22 protein-coding genes are annotated in these 21275 nt (G+C 73.4%); 18 read left to right on the forward strand and 4 right to left on the reverse strand.

Going from position 1 to position 21275, the window contains the following annotated elements; translation table 11 throughout:
• The first annotated feature begins 84 nt into the window (after window positions 1-84).
• The 3 genes from fdxA (at window position 85) to ASD18_RS18890 (ending at window position 3040) form a co-directional block, all read left to right on the forward strand.
• Window positions 85-411, forward strand: coding sequence for a ferredoxin (gene fdxA / locus ASD18_RS18880; RefSeq protein ID WP_056096001.1), 327 nt, complete (start codon window positions 85-87; stop codon window positions 409-411).
• Between the two features lie 9 nt (window positions 412-420).
• Complete coding sequence (dapC, locus tag ASD18_RS18885; RefSeq protein ID WP_056096004.1) at window positions 421-1551, forward strand: succinyldiaminopimelate transaminase; 1131 nt, start codon at window positions 421-423, stop codon at window positions 1549-1551.
• 190 nt (window positions 1552-1741) lie between these two features.
• Complete coding sequence (locus ASD18_RS18890) at window positions 1742-3040, forward strand: citrate synthase (RefSeq protein ID WP_056096007.1); 1299 nt, start codon at window positions 1742-1744, stop codon at window positions 3038-3040.
• Here ASD18_RS18890 and ASD18_RS18895 read toward each other — a convergent pair.
• Both ASD18_RS18895 and dapD read right to left on the reverse strand, forming a co-directional pair.
• The gene (locus tag ASD18_RS18895) at window positions 3037-3921 is read right to left on the reverse strand and encodes a hypothetical protein (protein WP_056096013.1); all 885 of its coding nucleotides are present in this window, start codon (window positions 3919-3921) and stop codon (window positions 3037-3039) included. The two genes, ASD18_RS18890 and ASD18_RS18895, sit on opposite strands and share 4 nt — an antisense overlap.
• Window positions 3918-4865, reverse strand: coding sequence for a 2,3,4,5-tetrahydropyridine-2,6-dicarboxylate N-succinyltransferase (gene dapD / locus ASD18_RS18900; RefSeq protein WP_056096016.1), 948 nt, complete (start codon window positions 4863-4865; stop codon window positions 3918-3920). Before dapD ends, ASD18_RS18895 begins: the two co-directional genes overlap by 4 nt.
• A 45-nt stretch (window positions 4866-4910) precedes the next feature.
• Here dapD and dapE point away from each other — a divergent pair, with 45 nt between their 5' ends.
• The 6 genes from dapE (at window position 4911) to ASD18_RS18925 (ending at window position 10971) form a co-directional block, all read left to right on the forward strand.
• The gene (gene dapE, locus ASD18_RS18905) at window positions 4911-5996 is read left to right on the forward strand and encodes a succinyl-diaminopimelate desuccinylase (protein ID WP_056096019.1); all 1086 of its coding nucleotides are present in this window, start codon (window positions 4911-4913) and stop codon (window positions 5994-5996) included.
• 56 nt (window positions 5997-6052) lie between these two features.
• A complete protein-coding gene (locus tag ASD18_RS18910; RefSeq protein WP_056096022.1) occupies window positions 6053-6874 on the forward strand; it encodes a TIGR00730 family Rossman fold protein in 822 nt (273 codons plus the stop codon).
• Window positions 6871-7770 (forward strand): dihydropteroate synthase, encoded by a 900-nt coding sequence (folP, locus tag ASD18_RS18915; protein ID WP_200938642.1) that lies wholly within the window; start codon window positions 6871-6873, stop codon window positions 7768-7770. The genes ASD18_RS18910 and folP overlap by 4 nt, the downstream gene beginning before the upstream one ends.
• Window positions 7767-9017, forward strand: a complete 1251-nt coding sequence (locus tag ASD18_RS18920) for a hypothetical protein (RefSeq protein ID WP_056096032.1) — start codon at window positions 7767-7769, stop codon at window positions 9015-9017. Before folP ends, ASD18_RS18920 begins: the two co-directional genes overlap by 4 nt.
• Before the next feature lie 191 nt (window positions 9018-9208).
• Window positions 9209-9376: a DUF3117 domain-containing protein gene (locus ASD18_RS20865; RefSeq protein ID WP_013772033.1), complete on the forward strand. Its 168-nt coding sequence runs from the start codon at window positions 9209-9211 to the stop codon at window positions 9374-9376.
• A gap of 2 nt (window positions 9377-9378) precedes the next feature.
• A complete protein-coding gene (locus tag ASD18_RS18925; protein ID WP_056096035.1) occupies window positions 9379-10971 on the forward strand; it encodes a M17 family metallopeptidase in 1593 nt (530 codons plus the stop codon).
• A gap of 55 nt (window positions 10972-11026) precedes the next feature.
• Here the strand turns inward: ASD18_RS18925 and ASD18_RS18930 are convergent, their stop codons facing one another.
• A complete protein-coding gene (locus ASD18_RS18930) occupies window positions 11027-11899 on the reverse strand; it encodes a dienelactone hydrolase family protein (protein ID WP_056096038.1) in 873 nt (290 codons plus the stop codon).
• 175 nt (window positions 11900-12074) lie between these two features.
• Here ASD18_RS18930 and ASD18_RS18935 point away from each other — a divergent pair, with 175 nt between their 5' ends.
• A complete protein-coding gene (locus tag ASD18_RS18935; RefSeq protein ID WP_056096040.1) occupies window positions 12075-13226 on the forward strand; it encodes an epoxide hydrolase family protein in 1152 nt (383 codons plus the stop codon).
• Here ASD18_RS18935 and ASD18_RS18940 read toward each other — a convergent pair.
• Window positions 13216-13848: an O-methyltransferase gene (locus ASD18_RS18940; protein ID WP_056096044.1), complete on the reverse strand. Its 633-nt coding sequence runs from the start codon at window positions 13846-13848 to the stop codon at window positions 13216-13218. The genes ASD18_RS18935 and ASD18_RS18940 overlap by 11 nt on opposite strands.
• A gap of 198 nt (window positions 13849-14046) precedes the next feature.
• Here ASD18_RS18940 and sigE point away from each other — a divergent pair, with 198 nt between their 5' ends.
• The 8 genes from sigE to ASD18_RS18980 all read left to right on the forward strand — a co-directional run bounded on the left by sigE (window position 14047) and on the right by ASD18_RS18980 (window position 21275).
• Complete coding sequence (sigE, locus tag ASD18_RS18945) at window positions 14047-14631, forward strand: RNA polymerase sigma factor SigE (protein WP_056096484.1); 585 nt, start codon at window positions 14047-14049, stop codon at window positions 14629-14631.
• The gene (locus ASD18_RS18950) at window positions 14628-15611 is read left to right on the forward strand and encodes a zf-HC2 domain-containing protein (protein ID WP_056096049.1); all 984 of its coding nucleotides are present in this window, start codon (window positions 14628-14630) and stop codon (window positions 15609-15611) included. The genes sigE and ASD18_RS18950 overlap by 4 nt, the downstream gene beginning before the upstream one ends.
• Complete coding sequence (locus tag ASD18_RS18955; protein ID WP_056096052.1) at window positions 15608-17128, forward strand: S1C family serine protease; 1521 nt, start codon at window positions 15608-15610, stop codon at window positions 17126-17128. The genes ASD18_RS18950 and ASD18_RS18955 overlap by 4 nt, the downstream gene beginning before the upstream one ends.
• A gap of 37 nt (window positions 17129-17165) precedes the next feature.
• Window positions 17166-17558, forward strand: a complete 393-nt coding sequence (locus ASD18_RS18960; RefSeq protein WP_056096054.1) for a twin-arginine translocase TatA/TatE family subunit — start codon at window positions 17166-17168, stop codon at window positions 17556-17558.
• A gap of 79 nt (window positions 17559-17637) precedes the next feature.
• Window positions 17638-18678 (forward strand): tryptophan--tRNA ligase, encoded by a 1041-nt coding sequence (trpS, locus tag ASD18_RS18965; RefSeq protein WP_056096057.1) that lies wholly within the window; start codon window positions 17638-17640, stop codon window positions 18676-18678.
• Window positions 18675-19247, forward strand: a complete 573-nt coding sequence (locus tag ASD18_RS18970) for a 2'-5' RNA ligase family protein (RefSeq protein WP_056096060.1) — start codon at window positions 18675-18677, stop codon at window positions 19245-19247. Before trpS ends, ASD18_RS18970 begins: the two co-directional genes overlap by 4 nt.
• 9 nt (window positions 19248-19256) lie before the next feature.
• Complete coding sequence (locus tag ASD18_RS18975; protein WP_056096061.1) at window positions 19257-20282, forward strand: YihY/virulence factor BrkB family protein; 1026 nt, start codon at window positions 19257-19259, stop codon at window positions 20280-20282.
• 66 nt (window positions 20283-20348) lie between these two features.
• Window positions 20349-21275: a YihY/virulence factor BrkB family protein gene (locus ASD18_RS18980; RefSeq protein WP_056096064.1), complete on the forward strand. Its 927-nt coding sequence runs from the start codon at window positions 20349-20351 to the stop codon at window positions 21273-21275.

Below are 21275 nucleotides of genomic sequence, written 5' to 3' on the forward strand. Positions count from 1 at the left end.
CCGTGTCCCAGCCGTGGACAGCGCGTCGCGGGCATGTGCATGTGAGCGATACTAAGAGGACCCCTGGCCTGTGGAGGACCGACCGTGACGTATGTGATCGCCGAGCCCTGCGTGGACGTCAAGGACAAGGCGTGCATCGAGGAATGTCCCGTGGACTGCATCTACGAGGGCAAGCGGTCGCTGTACATCCACCCCGACGAGTGCGTGGACTGCGGCGCCTGCGAACCGGTGTGCCCGGTCGAGGCCATCTACTACGAGGACGACGTCCCGGAGCAGTGGACCGAGTACTACAAGGCGAACGTCGAGTTCTTCGACGACCTCGGCTCGCCGGGTGGCGCCGCGAAGATGGGTGAGATCCAGAAGGACCACCCGATCATCGCGACCCTCCCGCTGCGCGTGCACGGCGACTGATCCCGCCCCGTGGGCCTGCAGACCGGGTCCCTGCCCGACTTCCCCTGGGACACCCTGACCCCGTTCGGTGAGGTGGCCCGCGCGTTCCCCGGCGGGATCGTCGACCTCTCCGTCGGCACGCCCGTCGACCCGACGCCGGCGGTCGTGCAGCAGGCGCTGGCGGACGCGGCGGACTCGCCGGGCTACCCGACGACGCACGGCACCCCCGCGCTGCGGCACGCCGTCGTCGAATGGTTCGCGCGTCGACGCGGAGTGCGCGGCCTCGACCCGGCCGCGGTGCTGCCGACGGTCGGGTCCAAGGAGCTGGTCGCGTTCCTGCCGTCGCTGCTGGGCCTCGGCGCGGGCGACGTCGTCCTGCACCCGTCGGCGGCCTACCCGACCTACGACGTCGGCGCCCGCCTGGCGGGGGCGACGCCGGAACCGACGGACGACCCGGCGTCGCGCCTCGCGCAGAGCGACGACGTGCGGCTCGTGTGGCTGAACTCCCCGGGCAACCCGGACGGCTCGGTGCTCGGCGTGGACCAGCTGCGCGCGGTCGTCGACGCCGCGCGGGCGTCGGCCCGGCCGGTCGTGGTCGCGTCCGACGAGTGCTACGCCGAGCTGGGCTGGGACGAGCCGTGGGTGTCGTCCGGGGTGCCGAGCATCCTCGACCCCCGGGTGACCGGGGGAGACCTCACGGGCCTGCTCGCGGTGTACTCGCTGTCCAAGCAGTCGAACCTCGCGGGGTACCGGGCCGCGTTCGTCGCCGGCGACCCCGCCCTGGTGGCCCGGCTGCTCGAGATCCGCAAGCACGCGGGCATGATCGTGCCCGGTCCGGTGCAGGCGGCCATGACCGCGGCGCTGGCCGACGACGCGCACGTCGAGGCGCAGCGGACCGTCTACGGCCGTCGGCGCCGGGTGCTCCGGGCGGCGTTCGAGAGCGCGGGCTATGCCGTGGACCGCTCGCACGCCGGCCTGTACCTCTGGGTCCGCCCGGAGGCCGGTGACCAGGACAGCTGGGCCACGGTCGGGGACCTGGCGGGGCTCGGAATCCTCGTCGCGCCGGGGGCGTTCTACGGGGATCCGGTCCACGTGAGGGTGGCCCTGACGGCGCCGGACGAGCGGATCGCCGAGGCGGCCGCACGGCTGTCGGGGGCATGAGCCCGAACGTGTGATCGTGGTCACACCAGCACCAACGTCTCATCGAGGATTGGTCACGCCCGGCCCAGCGCGGGTACCGTCGATCCACGCCAACGAGGGCGCGCACGCGCACGCCCATCAGGCCGTCGTCGCCGATGACCGGACGCGCGGGACATCCCCGCCAGGACGGACGTCGCAGGAGAGGAACACCATGTCGGACGTCGTCACCGCGCCGGTCCAGCTGATCGTCGACGGACAGTCGAAGGACCTGCCGATCGTGACCGCGACCGAGGGCAACGACGGCATCGTCGTCTCCTCGCTGCTGCGCGACACGGGCCTGGTCACGGTGGACCCGGGCTTCATGAACACCGCCTCGTGCGAGTCGAAGATCACCTACATCGACGGCGACGAGGGCATCCTGCGCTACCGCGGGTACCCCATCGAGCAGCTGGCCGAGCACTCCACGTTCCTCGAGGTCGCGTACCTGCTGATCCACGGCGCGCTGCCGACGCCCACGGAGCTCGACGCGTTCGAGGAGCGCGTCAACCGCCACACGCTGGTGCACGAGGACTTCCGCACGTTCATGGGGACGTTCCCGCGCCACGCGCACCCGATGGCCGTGATGTCGTCGGCGATCAACGCGCTGTCCACGTTCTACCCGGAGTCGCTGGACCCGTTCGACCCCGAGACGGTCGAGCTGGCCACCGTGCTGATCCTGGCCAAGACGCGGACGATCACGTCGTACGTGCACCGCGCGTCCAAGGGCGAGCCGCTGCTGTACCCCGACTACTCCCGCGGGTACGTCGAGGACTTCCTGCGCATGACGTTCGCGGTGCCGTACCAGCAGTACGAGGCCGACCCGGTGGTCGTGTCGGCGCTCGACCAGCTCCTCATCCTGCACGCCGACCACGAGCAGAACTGCTCGACGTCGACCGTCCGCATCGTCGGCTCCAGCCAGGCCAACCTGTACGCGTCCGTCGCGGCCGGCATCAACGCGCTGTCCGGCCCGCTGCACGGCGGGGCCAACGAGGCCGTGCTGAAGATGCTCACGGAGATCCAGGCCAACGGGGGCGACGCCACCGACTTCATGAAGCGAGTGAAGGACAAGGAGCCGGGCGTCCGCCTCATGGGGTTCGGGCACCGGGTCTACAAGAACTACGACCCCCGCGCCGCCATCGTGAAGAAGAGCGCCGACTCCGTCCTCGAGGCCCTCGGCCACAACGACGAGCTGCTCGACCTCGCACGCGGGCTCGAGGAGATCGCCCTCTCCGACGACTACTTCATCTCGCGCAAGCTCTACCCGAACGTGGACTTCTACACCGGCCTCATCTACAAGGCGATGGGCTTCTCCGAGGAGATGTTCACGCCGCTCTTCGCGCTCGGCCGGATGCCCGGCTGGATCGCGCAGTGGCGCGAGATGATGACGGACCCGCAGACGAAGATCGGCCGCCCGCGGCAGATCTACACGGGGGCAACGGCGCGCGACTACGTGGAGCCCGACGCCCGCTAGCTCGCGCGGGTGAGCCGCACCGCCCCCGCGGGGAGCGGCTCACCGGTCGTCGGCTCCCAGGTGCCGGCGGCGCGGTCCCACGTGCGGTCGGCGACGGCCACGGACGTCAGCTGCAACGGCTGGGCGACGGACACCGCCCACTGCGCGACCGCCCAGTCGAGCCGGACGCGGTCCTGCGCGGCCCCGAAGACCGAGGTGTCGACCACCAGGGCGCCCGTGGCGTCGGCGGCGACCGGGAGCGGGCCGAGGTCGCGCTGCACGCGGGCGACGACGGCGTCGGCCGACGAGGCCGCCGGGTCGGGGTCGTGCAGGTCGCAGGTCAGGGTGGCCGGGGACCAGCCCGTGAGGGCCGACGCCCACGCCCGCGAGCGGGTCTCGTGCTGCGCGTAGGCGTCGGGGAAGCCGGAGCGCTGCACGGCCTGGGCGGCTTCGGTGACCGGCAGGTTCTCGTACCCGTCGATGGTGACGAGGCCGTCGTAGAAGCGCCCGGTCGCGTAGACGGGGTCCTGCACCTGCTCGGCGGTGCCCCAGCCCTGCGAGGGGCGCTGCTGGAACAGCCCGAGGCTGTCGCGGTCGCCGTAGGTGACGTTGATCAGCCTGGACTCCTGCAGCGCGGTGGCCAGCGCGATCGTCACGGCCCGGGCGGGGAGCCCGCGCTGCACGCCGGTCCCCGCGATGAGGGCGGCGTTCTGGGCCTGGTCAGGGCTCAGCGACCAGGCCGTGCCGTCCAGCTGGGCGACGCACCGTTCGACCGCCGGCGGGCCCGGGTGCATGCGGTTGAGCGTGACGACCACGGCGGCGATGCCGGCGACGAGCACGGCCGACGCTGCGGCGACGGCGAGACCGGCCCGGCGCGCGCGGCGCCGGCGTCGTGCGCTCACTCGTTGGCGTGCAGCGTGGCGTTCAGCTGCACACCGGACCCGGCGCGCGCGACGGCCTCGACGCCACCGGTCAGGGAGTTGCGGCGGAACAGCACGCCGTTGCGTCCAGCCAGGTCGCGGGCCTTGACGACGCGGGGCGAGTCCTCGAAGCCGACGAGCGACACCTTGGTGCCGGCGGTGACGTAGAGCCCGGCCTCGACCACGCAGTCGTCGCCGAGCGGGATGCCGATGCCGGCGTTCGCGCCGAGCAGGGTGCGCGAGCCGATGGAGACGACCTCGCGCCCGCCGCCGGACAGGGTGCCCATGATCGAGGCGCCGCCACCGATGTCCGAGCCGTCGCCGACGACGACGCCTGCGGAGACGCGCCCCTCGATCATCGAGGTGCCCAGGGTGCCGGCGTTGAAGTTGACGAAGCCCTCGTGCATGACGGTGGTGCCGGCTGCCAGGTGCGCGCCGAGCCGGACCCGGTCGGCGTCCGCGATCCGCACACCGGACGGCAGCACGTAGTCGACCATCCGCGGGAACTTGTCGACGCTGAGCACGGTGAGGGGCACCCCGGTGGCGGCCCGGATCCGGCCGCGGGTCTCCTCGAAGCCGTCGACCGCGCACGGTCCGCGGTCGGTCCACACCACGTTGGGCAGCACGCCGAACAGACCCTCGAGGTTCTGCCCGTGGGGCTGGACCAGGCGGTGCGAGAGCAGGTGCAGGCGCAGGTAGGCGTCGGCGGTGTCCACCAGCGGGGCGTCCAGGTCGGAGACCGTGCGGACCACCTCGACGCGGACGCCGCGAGCCTCGTCGACGCGCTCGGACGCGGTGAGCGACGGTGGTGCGGTGGCGTCGTCGTCGGGCGCACCGAGGGCCGGCGAGGGGTACCAGACGTCCAGCGTCGTGCCGTCGTCGGTCACCGTGGCCAGGCCGAAGCCCCAGGCCGTCCGTGCAGTCATGGCGACAACCCTAGGTCACCACCCGAGCGGGCTAGGGTCGGGCCCGTGGCCACCCTCGACCTCGGCACCGATCTCCTGTCCCTCACGCGCGCCCTGTGCGACCTGCCGTCGGTGAGCGGCGACGAGCGCGCGATCGCCGACGCCGTCGAGGGCGCGCTCACCCGGTACGCCCACCTGGAGGTGCTGCGCGACGGGGACGCGGTCGTCGCGCGCACGCACACGGGACGCCCGTCGCGCGTCGTCATCGCGGGGCACCTCGACACCGTCCCGATCGCCGACAACCTGCCGACGCGGCTCATCGGCGAGGGCGCGCTGGCCGAGCTGTGGGGCCGCGGCACCGTCGACATGAAGGCCGGGGTCGCGGTGCAGCTGGCGCTCGCCGCCGAGCTGACGGAGCCGACGCACGACGTCACCTGGGTGTTCTACGACCACGAGGAGGTCGCCGCGGACCTCAACGGCCTCGGGCGGCTGGTGCGGAACCACCCCGACTGGGTGGCGGGCGACTTCGCCGTGCTGTGCGAGCCGACGAACGGCGGTCTGGAGGGCGGCTGCAACGGCACCCTGCGGGCCGAGGTCCGGCTGGCGGGCGTCGCCGCCCACTCGGCGCGGGCGTGGATGGGCCGCAACGCGATCCACGCCGCCGGCGAGGTGCTGCGGCGGCTCGAGGCGTACACGCCCGCGGAGGTCGAGGTGGACGGGCTCGTGTACCGGGAGAGCCTCAATGCGGTCCTCATCTCCGGGGGCACGGCGGCGAACGTCATCCCCGACGCGTGCGTCGTCACGGTGAACTACCGGTTCGCACCCTCGGCGTCCGTCGAGCAGGCCACGGAGCACGTGCGCGAGCTGTTCGACGGCTTCGACGTCGTGCTCACCGACGCCGCACCGGGCGCGCGTCCCGGCCTGGACGACCCGGCGGCGCAGGACTTCGCGCGGGCCGTGCTCGGCGTGACGGGCGGCGTGCCCGCGGCCAAGTACGGCTGGACGGACGTCGCCCGGTTCTCCGAGCTGGGGGTGCCCGCCGTGAACTTCGGCCCCGGTGACCCGCTGCTCGCGCACAAGGACGACGAGCACTGCCCGGTCGGGCAGATCACCCTGGCGCATGCGGCCCTGCGGGCGTGGCTGACCTCCTGAGGTGAACGTTGGGTGACTCGTCCGCCGCAGGCCCCCGGCCGACCTAGAGTCGGCCCATGAGCGACGACGGTGTGTCCGCGCCCGGCCACGGCTACCGGAAGGGGCCGGTCCTGCTGCGCGGCGAGCAGATCCCGAAGACCACCTCCGACCAGCGCCTGCTGAGCGGCCACGGCAGCGCCGACTGGGTGCACGGCGACCCGTGGCGCGTGATGCGGATCCAGAGCGAGTTCGTCGAGGGGTTCGGCGCGCTGGCCGAGGTCGGTCCGGCAGTGAGCGTGTTCGGCTCGGCGCGCGTGCCCGTGGACCACCCGGACTACGCCCTCGGCACGGAGGTCGCGCGGCTGCTGGTCGAGTCGGGGTACGCGGTGATCACCGGCGGCGGCCCGGGGATCATGGAGGCCGCCAACCGGGGCGCGCTCGAGGCGGGCGGCCTCTCGGTCGGGCTCGGCATCGAGCTGCCGTTCGAGCAGGGGATGAACAAGTACGTCGAGCTCGGCGTGAACTTCCGGTACTTCTTCGCGCGCAAGACGATGTTCGTGAAGTACTCCGAGGGCTTCGTGGTGCTGCCCGGAGGGTTCGGCACGTTCGACGAGCTCTTCGAGGCCATGACCCTGGTGCAGACCCACAAGGTGATCAGCTTCCCGATCGTGCTGGTCGGCCGCGACTACTGGCAGGGCCTCCTCGACTGGGTGGGGAGCACCGTGCTGGACCGCGGCATGATCTCCGCCGCCGACCTCGAGCTGCTGCAGGTCGTCGACACGGCCGAGGAGGCCGTGAAGATCGTGCTCGAGCGCGGTGCGGAGCTGCGGGCGGCGGAGGAGGCGGCCGCCGTGGCGAACGCGCGCGCGGAGCAGGCTGCCGAGGACTCGGGCCGGTGACGACCCCACCGGTCGGTGCGGTCCTCCGCCTCCGCGGGCGCGAGATCGGGCCCGACCGGCCGGTCGTCATGGCGGTCGTCAACCGGACCCCGGACTCGTTCTACGCGCCGGCCCGGCACGACGACTCGTCGGCCGACGAGGCGGTCGCTCGGGCTGCCGACGAGGGCGCCGACATCGTCGACCTCGGCGGTGTGCGGGCCGGCCGCGGACCGCGGGTGGAGGTCGACGAGGAGATCGCCCGCGTGATCCCGCTGGTCAGGAGAGTTCGCGCCCGTCACCCGGACCTGCTGGTCAGCGTCGACACCTGGCGCGCGGAGGTGGCGCGCGCGGCCGCCGACGAGGGCGTCGACCTGATCAACGACACGTGGGCGGGGCACGACCCGGCGCTGATGGAGGTCGCGGCGGAGCGTGGCCTCGGGATCGTCTGCTCGCACACGGGTGGCGCCCGCCCCCGCACCGACCCGTTCCGGGTCGAGTACCCGGGCCCGGTGCCCCTGGACGGCGTGCTCGACGACGTCGTCCGCACGGTGTCGGCCGCGGCGCAGCGGGCCGTCTCGCTCGGCATCGACCCCGCGAGCGTGCTGGTGGACCCGACGCACGACTTCGGCAAGAACACGTGGCACTCCCTGCACCTGGTCCGGCGCACCGAGGCCCTCGTCTCGCTCGGCTTCCCCGTCCTCATGGCCTTGTCGCGCAAGGACTTCGTGGGGGAGACCCTCGACCTGCCCGCCGAGGAGCGCCTCGAGGGCACGCTCGCCGCGACCGCGGTGGCCGCGTGGCTCGGTGCCCGGGTGTTCCGGGCGCACGACGTGCGCGCGACCCGGCGCACCCTCGATATGGTCGCGTCCATCCGCGGGGACCGACCCCCCGCCCGGGCGGTCAGGGGGCTGGCGTGAGCGAGGTGCGGGAGGCTGCCCCGGAACCGGCGACGGCAGGCGCGTGGGCCTGGACGGTGAGCCGGCCCTGGTGGGTCCAGGTGCTCGCCGTGTACGCGGCCGCGCGGCTGTTCACGACCGTCGTGTTCCTCTGGGTGGCGAGCGTCCAGGAGCAGAACCCGTGGACCGCCGAGCACCCGGACTACTTCCCGTACGTGGGTTTCATGTTCGACGGCTCCTGGTACCGCAACGTCGCGGAGAACGGGTACCCGGCCGAGCTGCCGCGCGGGGAGAACGGGCTCGTCCAGCAGAACGCCTGGGCCTTCTTCCCGCTCTTCCCGATGCTTGCGCGTGGGCTCATGCAGCTGACGGGCGGCTCGTGGGACGTCGTCGCGCCGCTGCTGGCGCTGGTGCTCGGCGCGGGTGCGGTCCTGGCGATCCACCAGACCGTGGTGCGGGGCGCACCGCGGGCCGTCGCCGCCCGGCCCGGGCTCCCGCTCGCCTCGGTCGCCCTGGTCAGCGTGTTCCCGACCGCCGCGGTCCTGCAGGTCGCATACACCGAGGCGCTCGCCCTGCTGCTCATCGCGAGCGCGCTGCTCCTGCTCATCCGGCGCGACTACGGGTGGATGGCGCTCGTCGTCGTGGCGCTGGGGTTCACGCGGGCGGTCGCGCTGCCGATGGCCGCGGTCGTCGTGGTGCACGCCGCGGTCCGCTGGTGGTCCGCGCGGCGCGGGACGGACACCTGGACGTGGCGCACGGGCGTGGGGCTGGGGGCGCTGACGTTCCTGTCGGCCGCGTCGGGCTTCCTGTGGCCCGCCATCTGCGGCTGGGCGACCGGTGTGCCGGACGGGTACCTGCAGACGCAGGAGGCGTGGCGCGGCGTCCCCGAGGTCGCACCGTTCGGCGGCTGGTTCTACGTGCCGCAGTTCTGGTTCGGCCCGCGCGCGCTGCTCGTGGTGGTCTCCGGCTTCGCGCTCGTGATCGCGGTGCTCGTCGTGCCCGCCGCCTGGCGCCTGGGCAACGAGCTGCACGCATGGGCCGCCGCCTACATCGTCTACATCGCCGCGGTCGTCGAGCCGGGCAGCAGCCTCGCCCGGTTCCTCCTGCTGGCGTTCCCCCTCGCTGCGGTCACCGCCGGTGTCGTCACGCGGCCTCCGGCGGCCCGGCGGTGGTGGTTCGGAGCGGTCGTCGTCCTCATGCTCGGGCTCCAGGTCCTGTGGGTCCGGCAGATGTGGCACGCCAACCCGGTGGCCGACTGGCCGCCGTGACCGGTCGCCGACCCCCGAGAGCGGACTGGACGTACGTCCGATCGGTGGCCTGACCGGCATCGGGACAGGTGAGGGGCCTCGGGTGAACTAGGATGGACCGCGGACAACCGGTAGACGAGGCCGACGTGGGGTGCGTGAAAACGCCCCCACGAGTCGCGCACCGGACGCACGAGCTGAAGGAGAGGCCCCGCATGGCCGCGATGAAGCCGAGGACCGGTGACGGCCCGCTCGAGGTCACGAAGGAGGGGCGCGGCATCGTGATGCGCGTGCCGCTCGAGGGCGGTGGACGGCTGGTGGTCGAGCTCAACGCGACCGAGGCCGCGGAGCTGGGTGAGGCCCTGACGTCCGTCGTCAGCTGACGATGGCACGGGTCAGCACGAGCTCCTCGATCGGTCGCACGCCCCCGGCGGTGACCGTCGACGGCGGCAGCATCGCGACGACGACGCTGCTGACCGACGGCTCGACCGACGCGGTCGCGGTTCCCGTGGCACCTGCGCGTGCGGGCGACGACGCGCTGCGCCCGCTCCAGGGGACCGCCGAGGCCGCGGCGCGGTACGGGGTCGACCTGGCCGAGATCGGCGAGCGCGCACGGCTGACGGGCGCGGCGGGGGACATCTACGTCCTCCAGCTGCCCCGGCCGGTCGGCTCGTCGGTGACCCTGCCGTGGTCGGGACTCCCGCCGCGGCTCGTGCTGGTGGGCGTCGGCTCCGGCCGTCCCGTCGACCTGCGCCGTGCCGGTGCCGCACTCGCGCGGTCGACGCGCGGGCTGCGCCGCGTCGTCACGACGCTCGGGGCCGAGGCCGCCCAGGACGACTCGACTGCTGCCACGGCGGCGCGAGCCGTCGCCGAGGGCTACCTGCTCGCCGCGTACGTCCCGCCGACGGCGGCCACCTCGGACTCCCCGGCCCGCGGGGCGGCAGAGCTGGTCCTGCTGGGGCGCGACGGCATGCGACCCACCGCCGCGGTCGCGGAGGGCCACACCGCTGCCGCTGCCACCTGGCTGGTCCGGGACCTGGCGGCCACCCCCGCCAGCACCAAGACACCGGCGTGGCTGGCGGACCAGGCCAAGCGCCTGGCGACGAAGGCCGGCCTCGAGGTCACGGTCCGCAGCCCGCGCGAGCTCGCCGCGGAGGGCTTCGGGGGCATCCTCGCGGTCGGCGCCGGCTCGGCGTCGTCGCCCCGGCTGGTCACCGTGTCGTACACGCCCACGAACGCCGGCGGCAAGCACGTCGTCGTCGTCGGCAAGGGGATCACGTTCGACACGGGCGGCATCTCGATCAAGCCGCGCGAGGCCATGGTCCCGATGAAGACCGACATGACCGGTGCCGCCGTGGCGCTGGCCACGGTGCTCGGTGCCGCCGCCGCGGGCGTCGCCCACCGGGTCACGGCCGTGCTGCCCCTCGCCGAGAACCACGTCGGCGGTGCCTCCTACCGACCCGGCGACGTCCTGACGATGTGGGGCGGGACCACCGTCGAGATCGCCAACACCGACGCCGAGGGCCGGCTGGTCCTCGCCGACGCGCTGGCCTGGGCGGACGCCACCCTGGACCCGGACGTGCTCATCGACGTCGCCACGCTCACCGGCGCCGCGACCCTGGGCCTCGGCAAGCAGCACGCCGCGCTCTACTCGGCGGACGACGAGCTGGTGACCGCCCTCGTCGCGGCCGGCGACGCGTCCGGTGAGCTGGCCTGGCACATGCCCTTGGTCGAGGAGTACGAGGAGGCCGTGCACTCCGACGTCGCCGACCTGCGGCACGTGCCGGTCGACAAGCACATCGGCGGCGGATCGATCACCGCGGCGCTGTTCCTGCGGCACTTCGTCGGTGCGCGCACCTGGGCGCACCTCGACATCGCCGGGCCCGCCCGCTCGACCTCGGACAAGCACGAGGTCACCGAGGGTGCGACCGGCTTCGGCGCCCGCCTCCTGCTGCGGTACCTCGACGACCTGCGCTGAGCGCACCCCGCACCGTGACGGGTCTCGTCACGGCACGGGGTGCACGGCCCGAAGGTCAGAACGGGCAGCTCGTGCTCACCGCGGAGTACGCCGAGCCGGACGGTCCCGGGCAGAGGAACTGCGTGTACCGGGTGTCACCGTCCACGAACCGCTTGAGCCACGAGATCGAGGACGAGGCGATCGCGGTGTTCGCGGAGTTCGGTGCGAAGTGGCTCGCCCCGCGCAGCTCCAGGTAGGTGCGAGGCGTGGCCGACGGAAGCGTCTGGTAGAACGGCCGGGCGTGCGACGCCACGGGCGCGATGGAGTCGTTCTCCGCCCCGATCACCAGGGTGGGCGTGGTGACCTCCGGCCAGGTCTTGTCCGCGTTCCAGGGGGTCAGCGGGATCGCCGCCTTGAGGGTCGGGCGGTCCTTGACGGCCTCGAGCGTGCCCCCGCCGCCCATCGAGTGACCCATGACGGCCACCCGGCCGGCGTCGACCCGCCCGGTGACGGAGCTTCGCTGGGTCAGGTAGTCGACGGCCGCGAGCAGCTGGTCACCGCGCGAGGCCGGCTGGTCGTAGACGGTCGTGGTGTCGATGGTGAGCACGACGAAGCCCTGGGACGCGAGGCGCGGGCCGAGCCACGCGATGCTCGACTGCCGTGCCGTGTACCCGGGCGAGACGACGACGGCGCCGAACGTGCCCTGGGACTGGTCGGTCGGGTAGTAGATGGTGCCTCCGCCGAAACCGGTGACGAGGTACCGGGAGACCGACGTCTGCGCGACGGCGAACGCGCCGCGGGCGGCCTCGATGCTGCTCCTGCTGGGTTCCGGGCCCCGCTGGTAGGGGTTGTCCGCGGCGACGGCCGGAGCGGCGATGCTCCCGACGACGAGCGTGGTGGTCAGGAGAGTGGTGGCGACGGCTCGGCGCCACGAGCTCAGAGATGTCACGACGGTGTGTCCTCTCTCGGATGGAGCCCGCGGACGGACGTGCCCGCAGGCGTTCCTACACAAACCGACCGGTCGGTTTTGCCACGCTAGCACCGCCCTCGAGGCTTGTCATCACGCAGCTGTTGCCCGTGTCATACGCCCTAGCACTGCGGGTCGTCGCCCTAGGCTGAGCGGCATGCCGGACGTGCCGCCCCGCCCCGAGCCGTTCACCCTGCACACCGACCCCGCCGCACTGGCGGACCTGCGCTCCCGCCTGCGCGCGACGCGCTGGCCGGATGCACCGGAGGATGCTGGCTGGTCGCTCGGGACGGACGTCGCCTCCCTGCGAGAGCTCGTCGCGTACTGGGCGGACGGGTTCGACTGGCCCGCGCAGGAGGCGGCGCTCTCTCGGCTGCCGCACTTCCGGGTCGCCCTCGCCGGGCTGGGGATCCACTACGTGCACGCGCGCGCGGTCGCGCCGAGCGGGCCGGTGCTGCCGCTGGTCCTCAGCCACGGCTGGCCGGACTCGTTCTGGCGGTACAGCCAGGTGATCGCGCTGCTCACCGACCCGGGCGCGCACGGCGGCGATCCCGCGGACGCGTTCGACGTCGTGGTCCCGGACATGCCGGGCTACGGGTACTCCGACCGCCCGACCGGTCCGGCGCTCGACACGGTCGCCGTGGCCGGCCTGTGGGCCCGGCTGATGGCCGTCCTCGGCTACGAACGGTTCGGCGCGGCGGGCGGGGACATCGGCAGCGGGGTCAGCCGGTTCCTCGCGCTCGACCACCCCGACCGCGTCGTCGCCGTCCACCGCACCGACGGGGGCCTGCCGGTCTTCACGGGGGACCCGGCGACCCTCGCGCCCGAGGAGCGCGACTTCCTCGCGGGTGCCGCCGCGTGGGGCGGGTCGGAGGGCGCGTACGCCGCGATGCACCGCACCAAGCCGCAGACGGCCGCCGTCGGGCTCACCGACTCACCCGCGGGGCTCGCCGCGTGGATCGTCGAGAAGCTCCGGTCCTGGAGCGACCGGAGCCTCACGCTCGACGAGATGCTCACGAACCTGACGATCTACTGGCTCACCGGCACGATCGGCTCGTCGATGCGCATGTACCGCGCCAACTCCGCGATCGCGCCCGAGCAGCACGCCCGCCGCGTCGAGGTGCCGTCCGGCTTCTCCCTGTTCCCCGGCGACCTCGTCCGGCCGCCGCGCGCGTGGCTGGACCGCACGGCGAACGTCGTCCGGGTCACGGAGCCGCCACGGGGCGGGCATTTCGCGCCGATCGAGGAGCCGGAGCTCTACGCGCAGGAGCTGCGCGACTTCTTCCGGCCATACCGCGTCAGCGCTTGACCGCGACCAGCAGGCCGTCACCGGTGGGCAGCAGGGCCGGCAGCAGGCGGTCGTCGGCGCGGACGATGCGGCCGACCTCGCGGATGGTGGTCGTGGTCTCGTCGCGCCGGGCGGGGTCCGCCACGCGGTCGTGCCACAGGGCGTTGTCCACGGCGAGCACGCCGCCGGGCCGCAGCAGGCGCACGGCCTGCTCGACGTAGCCCGGGTAGTTCTCCTTGTCGGCGTCGACGAACACGAGGTCGTAGCCGCCGTCGGTGAGCCGCGGCACGACGTCGAGGGCGCGGCCGGAGATGGTGCGCGTGCGGGTGGGCTTGACGCGCTCCTCCGCGAACGCCTCCTTGGCGGCGCGCTGGTGCTCGACCTCGAGGTCGATGGTGGTGAGAACGCCGTCCGCGGGCATGCCGCGGAGCAGGTAGAGGGAGCCGACGCCGGCGCCGGTGCCGATCTCGACCACGGCACGGGCCGCGACGGCGGCGGCCAGCACGCTCAGGGCGGCGCCGGACCCGGGCAGGACCGGTGTGCACCCCAGCTGCGCGGCACGCTCACGGGCGCGCAGCACGATGTCGTCCTCCTGCAGGAACTCCTCGCAGTAGACCCAGCTCTGGGCCTTGTCGGTGGAGATGGCTGCCTCCTGGGGCGGATGACGGGCTGGTGCAACGGTCGCGGCCAGCGTAGTCGCGCCCTCGGGGCGGGTGCGGGAGGCGGGGGCCTCCGCTACCAGCGGAACTTCTCGCCCGCCGTAGGCGTTCCTAGCGTTCGAGGCTCACAGTTCCACCTGGGACACTGGAGCACGATGGCACGCACCGAGGAGACCGACCCCATGAGCACCCAGCCCGCCGCCTGGCAGGCACCGTCATGGGAGGAGATCGTCCGCGACCACTCCGCGCGGGTGTACCGGCTGGCCTACCGCCTCACGGGCAACAAGCACGACGCCGAGGACCTCACGCAGGAGACGTTCGTCCGCGTGTTCCGCTCGCTGCACTCCTACACCCCCGGCACGTTCGAGGGCTGGCTGCACCGCATCACCACCAACCTCTTCCTCGACCAGGCGCGCCGCAAGCAGCGCATCCGCATGGACGCGATGGGCGAGGACGCCGAGCGCTACGCCTCGGGCGACCAGCTGGGTGCCCCGGAGCGCGCGTTCGAGCACGGCAACCTCGACCTGGACATCCAGCGAGCCCTCGACGACCTGGCGCCGGAGTACCGAGCCGCCGTCGTCCTCTGCGACATCGAGGGGCTCTCCTACGAGGAGATCGCCGTCACGCTCGGCATCAAGCTGGGCACCGTCCGCTCCCGCATCCACCGCGCTCGCGCGCGGCTGCGGGTGTCCCTCGAGCACCGCGCCCCGCACGCCCTCGCCTCCGCCGACCCCGCTGACGCCTCACCGCTGACGGTCCTCGGATGAGTCACCTCGGGTCGCGGATCAGCGCGCTGGTCGACGGGCAGCTCTCGGTGGCGGAGACCGAGAAGGCCCTCGCGCACGTCGCGGTCTGCCCCGAGTGCTCAGCCGAGCTCACCGCGTCCCGCGCGGCCCGCCGCGCACTGGCCTCCGCCGACGAGGTCGCCCCGGCCCCCGACCTGACCGCGCGCCTCCTGTCCCTCGGCTGCGGCCCCGACCCGTCGGCGGCGGACCTGTTCGCGCCCCCGGTGCGGCAGACCCGCGACGAGCTCGCGTCCTACGGCGTCGCCAGCGGCGGCCTCGGCAGCCGGGGCTGGCGCTCGGGTGGCTCGCTGCGCGGTGACGTCGGGCACCGCCGGTCCTCGGTGCGCATCGCCGCCGGGTCCATGGCGGGCGTCGGTGCGGTCGCGGCGATGCTCTTCGTGCTCGGCGAGCGTCCCGACGTCGTGCCCACCATGCACCCCGGGGTGGACCTCGGGCTGCTCGGCCAGGCGATCACCGTGGACCCGTCCTCGGGGGCCGGCGAGCTGGGCTCCTCGACCGTGCCCGTCGCCGACACCACGGGCGAGACCGTCACGTGGCTGCGGTCGCACGCCTGGTCGTTCCCGTCCGAGCTGCCCGACGGCTGGTCGGTCACCGCGGTGCGCTGGTCCGGCGACGACTCCCGGGTGCTCGAGATCGACGTGCTCGGACCGGACGACACCTCGCTCGTGGTCACCGAGCAGCAGGGCCGCCTCGACACGACCGCGCTGGCCGGTGCGCCGACCGCCGAGGTCGGCGGACGTGAGGTCTACGTGCTCTCGTTCGAGCCGTGGCACGTCGTGTGGCAGGCGGATGGGACGGTCGTGCAGGTGGTCGGCTCGCAGTCCTCGGACTCCGCCGCGACACTTGTGGGAGCCTTTCCGGGCGGCGCCTTCGACGACGGCGTACCGGCGCGCATCACGCGCGGCTGGGCCACGGTGACAGGAGCGCTCGAACGGCCATGACGACCCCCGACGACGCGCAGGCCGTCCCGGTGCCCGGCGGAGAGACGCCCGCGGACCGGCCCGAGAGCCCGTTCGCGTCGCCGTCGGGCCGTCGAGCTCTGCCCCCCACGCCTGCCACGGTCACCGTCGAGGACCCAGCGCCGAGGCCCGCCGAGCCCGAGGTCGCTCCGACCAGCCCGCGCCCCGCGACCGCCCCGGAGCAGGTCCGCCCGCCCGGGTCGCACTGGTCCGTGCCGCACGGCTCGGTGCCGGCCTCGCCCTTCGCGCCGCCGAACCCGTACGGCACGCCCGCGCCGCAGCCCGGCCCGGACCGGTGGGCGGGCGTCCCGTACGCGATGACGCCGCCGACGCAGGAGCCCCCACCAGGAGCAGGCGGCGTTCCGCACACCGTCGTCCTGCACCGCAAGCGCCGCCGCACGCTCTCGGCCGCGTGGCTGGTGCCGCTCCTCGTGCTCGCCCTCGCCGCCGGGGCGATCGGCGGGGTCGTCGGCTCGCGGCTCGGCGAGGACGACCACCTGGCCGACGCGGGCCTGCCGGTCGCCGCCGCGGGCTCGAACACCATCGTGCGCTCGCCGGAGTCGGTGGCGGGCATCGCCGCCGGGGTGCTGCCGAGCGTCGTCTCCATCCAGGTGGACGGCCCGGAGGGCAGCGCCACGGGCTCGGGGTTCGTGCTCCGCGGCGACGGGTACCTGGTGACCAACAACCACGTGATCGCGCAGGCGGACGACGCGGCCACCACCATCACCGTGACGTTCGTCGACGGCAGCGAGCAGGACGCGTCGGTCGTCGGCCGGACCGCCGACTACGACCTCGCCGTGCTCAAGGTGGCGGTGCAGGGCCTGACCCCGCTGCTCCTGGGTGACTCGGACCAGGTGGTGGTCGGTGATGCCGTCGTGGCCGTCGGGGCGCCGCTCGGCCTGGCGGGGACCGTGACCACCGGCATCGTCAGCGCGCTCAACCGACCGGTCTCCGCGGGCGACTCGGACGACCCGGACGACCAGGCGTTCATCAACGCGATCCAGACCGACGCCGCGATCAACCCGGGCAACTCCGGAGGCCCGCTGGTGAATGCGGCCGGCGAGGTCATCGGGATCAACTCGGCGATCGCGCAGCCCCCGGGGTCCACGTCGCTCGTCGGCGGCAGCATCGGGCTGGGGTTCGCCATCCCGTCGAACCAGGTGCGGCGCACGTCGAACCAGCTCATCGAGACGGGCCGCGCGACGTACCCGATCATCGGGGTGCTGCTCGACCAGCGGTACACGGGCGAGGGCGTGCAGGTGTCGTCGAGTGCGCAGGAGGACCGCCAGCCGGTCACGGCCAACGGTCCCGCGGAGCGCGCCGGCATCCACCCCGGCGACGTCATCCTGGCCATCGACGGCCGCCCCGTGACCGACCCCGACGAGCTGATCGTGGCCATCCGCGCGCGGACGCCGGGGGACACGATCGTGCTCCACGTGCGCAGCGGCTCCAGCGAGCGCGACGTCCGCGTGAAGCTGGACGAGTCGCCCACGGACTGACCCCGGAGGGCTCAGCGCGCGGGGGTACTCTGACCCGGTGTTCGGGATCAACGGCGGTGAGCTGCTGGTGCTGCTCGTCGTCGCCGCGCTGGTCATCGGCCCCGAGCGGCTGCCCGGCTATGCCGAGCAGCTCGGGCAGTGGGTGCGCCGCGGCCGCCAGTTCGTCCGGGACGCCAAGGCGCGCGTGGACGAGGAGCTGGGCGAGGAGGTCGGCGACGTCGACTGGGCCGCGCTGGACCCGCGCAAGTACGACCCCCGCCGGATCGTGCGCGACGCGCTCCTGGAGGACGACCCGCCCCTGCGGCCCGTGAGCACCCCGGCCACCCGCCCCGTGACCGGTGCCGCGGCCGCGCGCGCGGCCACGGGAGGTGCCGCTGCGGCCTCCGTGCCGACGCCGCCCCCCACGCCGTACGACGACGAGGCCACCTGACGCCGGTTCCCGCTCACGCCCCCCTCCACCGGGACGGCACCCGGCACGACGGGTCCTCCCGCCCTGACAGAATGGTCCGATGGTCTTGGCGCCGCAGCAGTCGCGCATCTTCTCCGGGATGCAGCCCACCTCCGACTCCCTCCAGCTGGGCAACTACCTGGGTGCGCTGACCCAGTGGGTCGCCCTGCAGGAGGAGCACGACGCCATCTACTGCGTCGTCGACCTGCACGCGCTCACGGTGAGCCCCGACCCGTCCGTGCTCCGCGACCGCACGCGTCGCACCGCCGCGCAGTACCTCGCGGCCGGCGTGGACCCCGCGCGCTCGATCCTGTTCGTGCAGTCGCAGGTGCCCGAGCACGCCGAGCTGGCCTGGTTGCTCTCGTGCCACACGGCGTTCGGCGAGGCCAACCGGATGACGCAGTTCAAGGACAAGTCCGGCAAGCACGGGACCGAGGGCACCACCGTCGGGCTGTTCACGTACCCGGTGCTCATGGCGGCGGACATCCTGCTGTACGACACCACCCTCGTCCCCGTCGGTGAGGACCAGCGCCAGCACCTCGAGCTCACCCGGGACCTGGCGCAGCGGCTGAACGCGCGGTTCGGCCCGGACACGGTCGTCGTGCCCGAGCCGCACATCGTCAAGGCCACCGCCAAGATCTACGACCTGCAGGACCCGACGGCCAAGATGAGCAAGTCGGCGGAGAGCCCGAACGGTCTCATCGAGCTGCTGGACGACCCGAAGGTGGTGGCCAAGCGGATCAGGTCGGCCGTCACGGACGCCGAGCGCGAGATCCGGTTCGACCCCGAGCACAAGCCCGGGGTCTCCAACCTGCTCACCATCTACTCGGCGCTGACCGGCCGGGAGATCCCGGCGCTCGAGGCCGACTACGCGGGCAAGGGCTACGGCGACCTCAAGGTGGACCTGGCCGCCGTGGTGGTCGACTTCCTCACCCCGTTCCAGGCCCGGGTGCACGGGTACCTGTCCGACCCGGCGACGCTCGACGACGTCCTCGCGGACGGTGCGGACCGCGCGAGCGAGCTCGCCGCCGGCACGCTCGAGCGGCTCTACGACCGCAGCGGTCTGCTTCCGCGTCGCACGCGCACCCGGGTGGGCGCGTGAGGCTGCCGGAACGGTCCGGCGACCAGGTCCGGATCGGCGTCGCCATCACGGTGCCCGAGCCGTACGGCTCGGTGCTGCAGGCCGCCCGCGCGCGGTTCGGGGATCCGTGGGCCGAGTTCATCCCGCCGCACATCACGTTGCTGGGACCGACGGTGATCGATCACGGCGAGATCGTGGCCGTCGACGAGCACCTGGCGGCGATCGCGGCGCGGCATGCTCCGTTCGTCGTCCGGCTGCGAGGCACCGGCACGTTCCGGCCGGTCTCACCGGTGGTGTTCGTGCAGGTGACCGACGGTGTGCCCGGGTGCGAGCGGCTCGAGAGCAGCGTGCGGTCGGGGGTGCTGGCCCAGGAGCTCCGGTTCCGGTACCACCCGCACGTGACCGTCGCGCACGAGGTACCCGACGACCAGCTCGACGCTGCGTTCGACGGGCTGGCCGACTTCGACGCCTCGTTCGTCGTCGACAGCTTCCACAGCTACGCGCACGGCGACGACGGCGTGTGGCGGCCCGCGCGTGACTTCAGCCTCACCGGTTCTCCCGCGGATGCCGGGGCCATCACCGCGACCTAGGGTCGGGTCATGGCAGCCGACGGCACCCCCGCGCAGGCGGACGAGACGAGCCCGGCCGTCGGTGCCGGGGCCGCCCACGCCCGCGCCGTGGCGACGTCGCCGGACCCGGTGGAGCCGGGGCCGAAGCAGTCGCTGATCCAGAAGGCCAAGGCGGCGTTCGCGTGGTGGCAGCGCACCCGGCCGGCCCGTGCGAACGCCCGGTTCGGAGCCCGCGGCGGTGGCGTGCTCACCGGCGGGATCGCCTATGCGGCGCTGTTCTCGGTGTTCGCCGCACTGACCATCGGCTACACGGTGTTCATGGCGGTGCTCGGCGGGAACGACGAGCTGCGGCAGAAGGTCCTCGATTCGGTCAACGCGTCTCTGCCGGGGCTCGTCGACACCGGTGACGGCAGCAGCGGGATGATCGACCCCGACTCCCTCGAGCTCAGCGGCGGGCTGACCGTCACCGGCATCGTGGCGGTCGTCGTGCTGCTGCTGAGCGCGATCGCGGCGATGGCGGCCCTGCGCACCGCGGTGCGGGCGATGTTCGCCGAGGAGGGCCCCGGCGGGAACGCGGTGCTCGGCAAGGCCCGCGAGCTGGGCGGCTTCGCGGGCATGGCGTTCGCCGTGCTGCTCTCGGCGCTCGTGACCACGGGCGTGGCCAGCGCGGCGTCGTGGATCCTCGACTCGCTCGGGTGGGGGAGCGCGGCGACGGTCGTGGCGCGCGTGCTCGGCATCCTCGTGGCGTTCGTCATCGACGCGGCGACGTTCCTGCTCATCGTGTGGGTCCTCGCCGATGAGCGCCCGGCATGGTGGGACCTGCGCTGGGGTGCCGTCATCGCGGGCGTGGGCATCGGGATCGTGCGGATCCTCGGCACGTCGGTCGTCGCCGGCAGCGTGGGCAAGAACCCGCTGTTCACCTCGGTCGCCGTGATCGTGACGTTGCTGGTGTGGGTCAACCTCATCGCCCGCATCGTCCTCCTGGCGGCCGCATGGACCGCGAACCCGCCGCTCGTCGAGCCGGCGGCGGAGGAACCCGCGGCACCGACCGCCTGAGGTGCGCCCGCTGCGCGCGGACCAGGTGCCTGTACCGCGTCCGCGGGCCCGACCTAGGGTCGGCGCATGGCAGCCGACGAGGTCGCGAGCGCAGTGGTGGGGCCGCCGTCGCCGGCCGCGCGGGGCAAGGCCCTGTTCGTGTGGTGGAAGCACACGCGTCCCGGTCGGGCGAACGCCCGCTTCCGCGCGCGCAGCGGCGGTGTCCTCTCGGGTGGCATCGCCTACGCGGCGCTGTTCTCGGTGTTCGCCGCGCTGACCATCAGCTACACGGTGTTCGTCGCGGTGCTCGGCGACAACGACGAGCTGCGCGAGCGGGTGCTCCAGGCCGTCGACACCACGTATCCGCGCCTGCTCGACACCGGGGACGGCGAGGGCGCGATCGACCCGGAGGTGCTCGAGCTCTCCACCAACCTGACCGTGGCGGGGATCGTCGCGGTCGTGGTGCTGCTGCTGAGCGCGATCGCGGCGATGACGGCCCTGCGCAGGTCGGTGCGCGCGATGTTCGCGACGGAGCTCGGCGGCAACCCGGTGCTCGGCAAGGCTCGCGACCTCGGTGGGTTCGTCGGGATGGCGTTCGCCGTGCTGCTGTCCGCGACCCTGACCACCGGCCTCGGGACGGTGGCGTCCTGGATCCTCGACGCGCTCGGCTGGGACGGTCTGACGACCGCCGTGGTGCGGGTGCTCGGCATCCTCGTCGCCTTCGCGATCGACGTCGCGCTCTTCGTGCTGGTGGTCTCGGTGCTGGCCGCGGAGCACCCGCCGCGGCGGGACCTGCTCCGGGGGGCGCTCGTCGCGGCGACGGGTCTCGGGGTCGTGCGGACGCTCGGTACGACGGTCGTGGCGGGGAGCGTCAGCAGGAACCCGCTGTTCACCTCCGTCGCCGTGCTCGTGACGCTCCTGGTGTGGGTCAACCTGGTCGCGCGGATCATGCTGCTCGCAGCCGCCTGGACCGCGGACCCTCCGTACGTCGAGCCCCCGGGCAGCCCCGGCTGA

It is taken from the genome of Cellulomonas sp. Root137, from assembly GCF_001426725.1.
Taxonomy (GTDB): domain Bacteria; phylum Actinomycetota; class Actinomycetes; order Actinomycetales; family Cellulomonadaceae; genus Cellulomonas.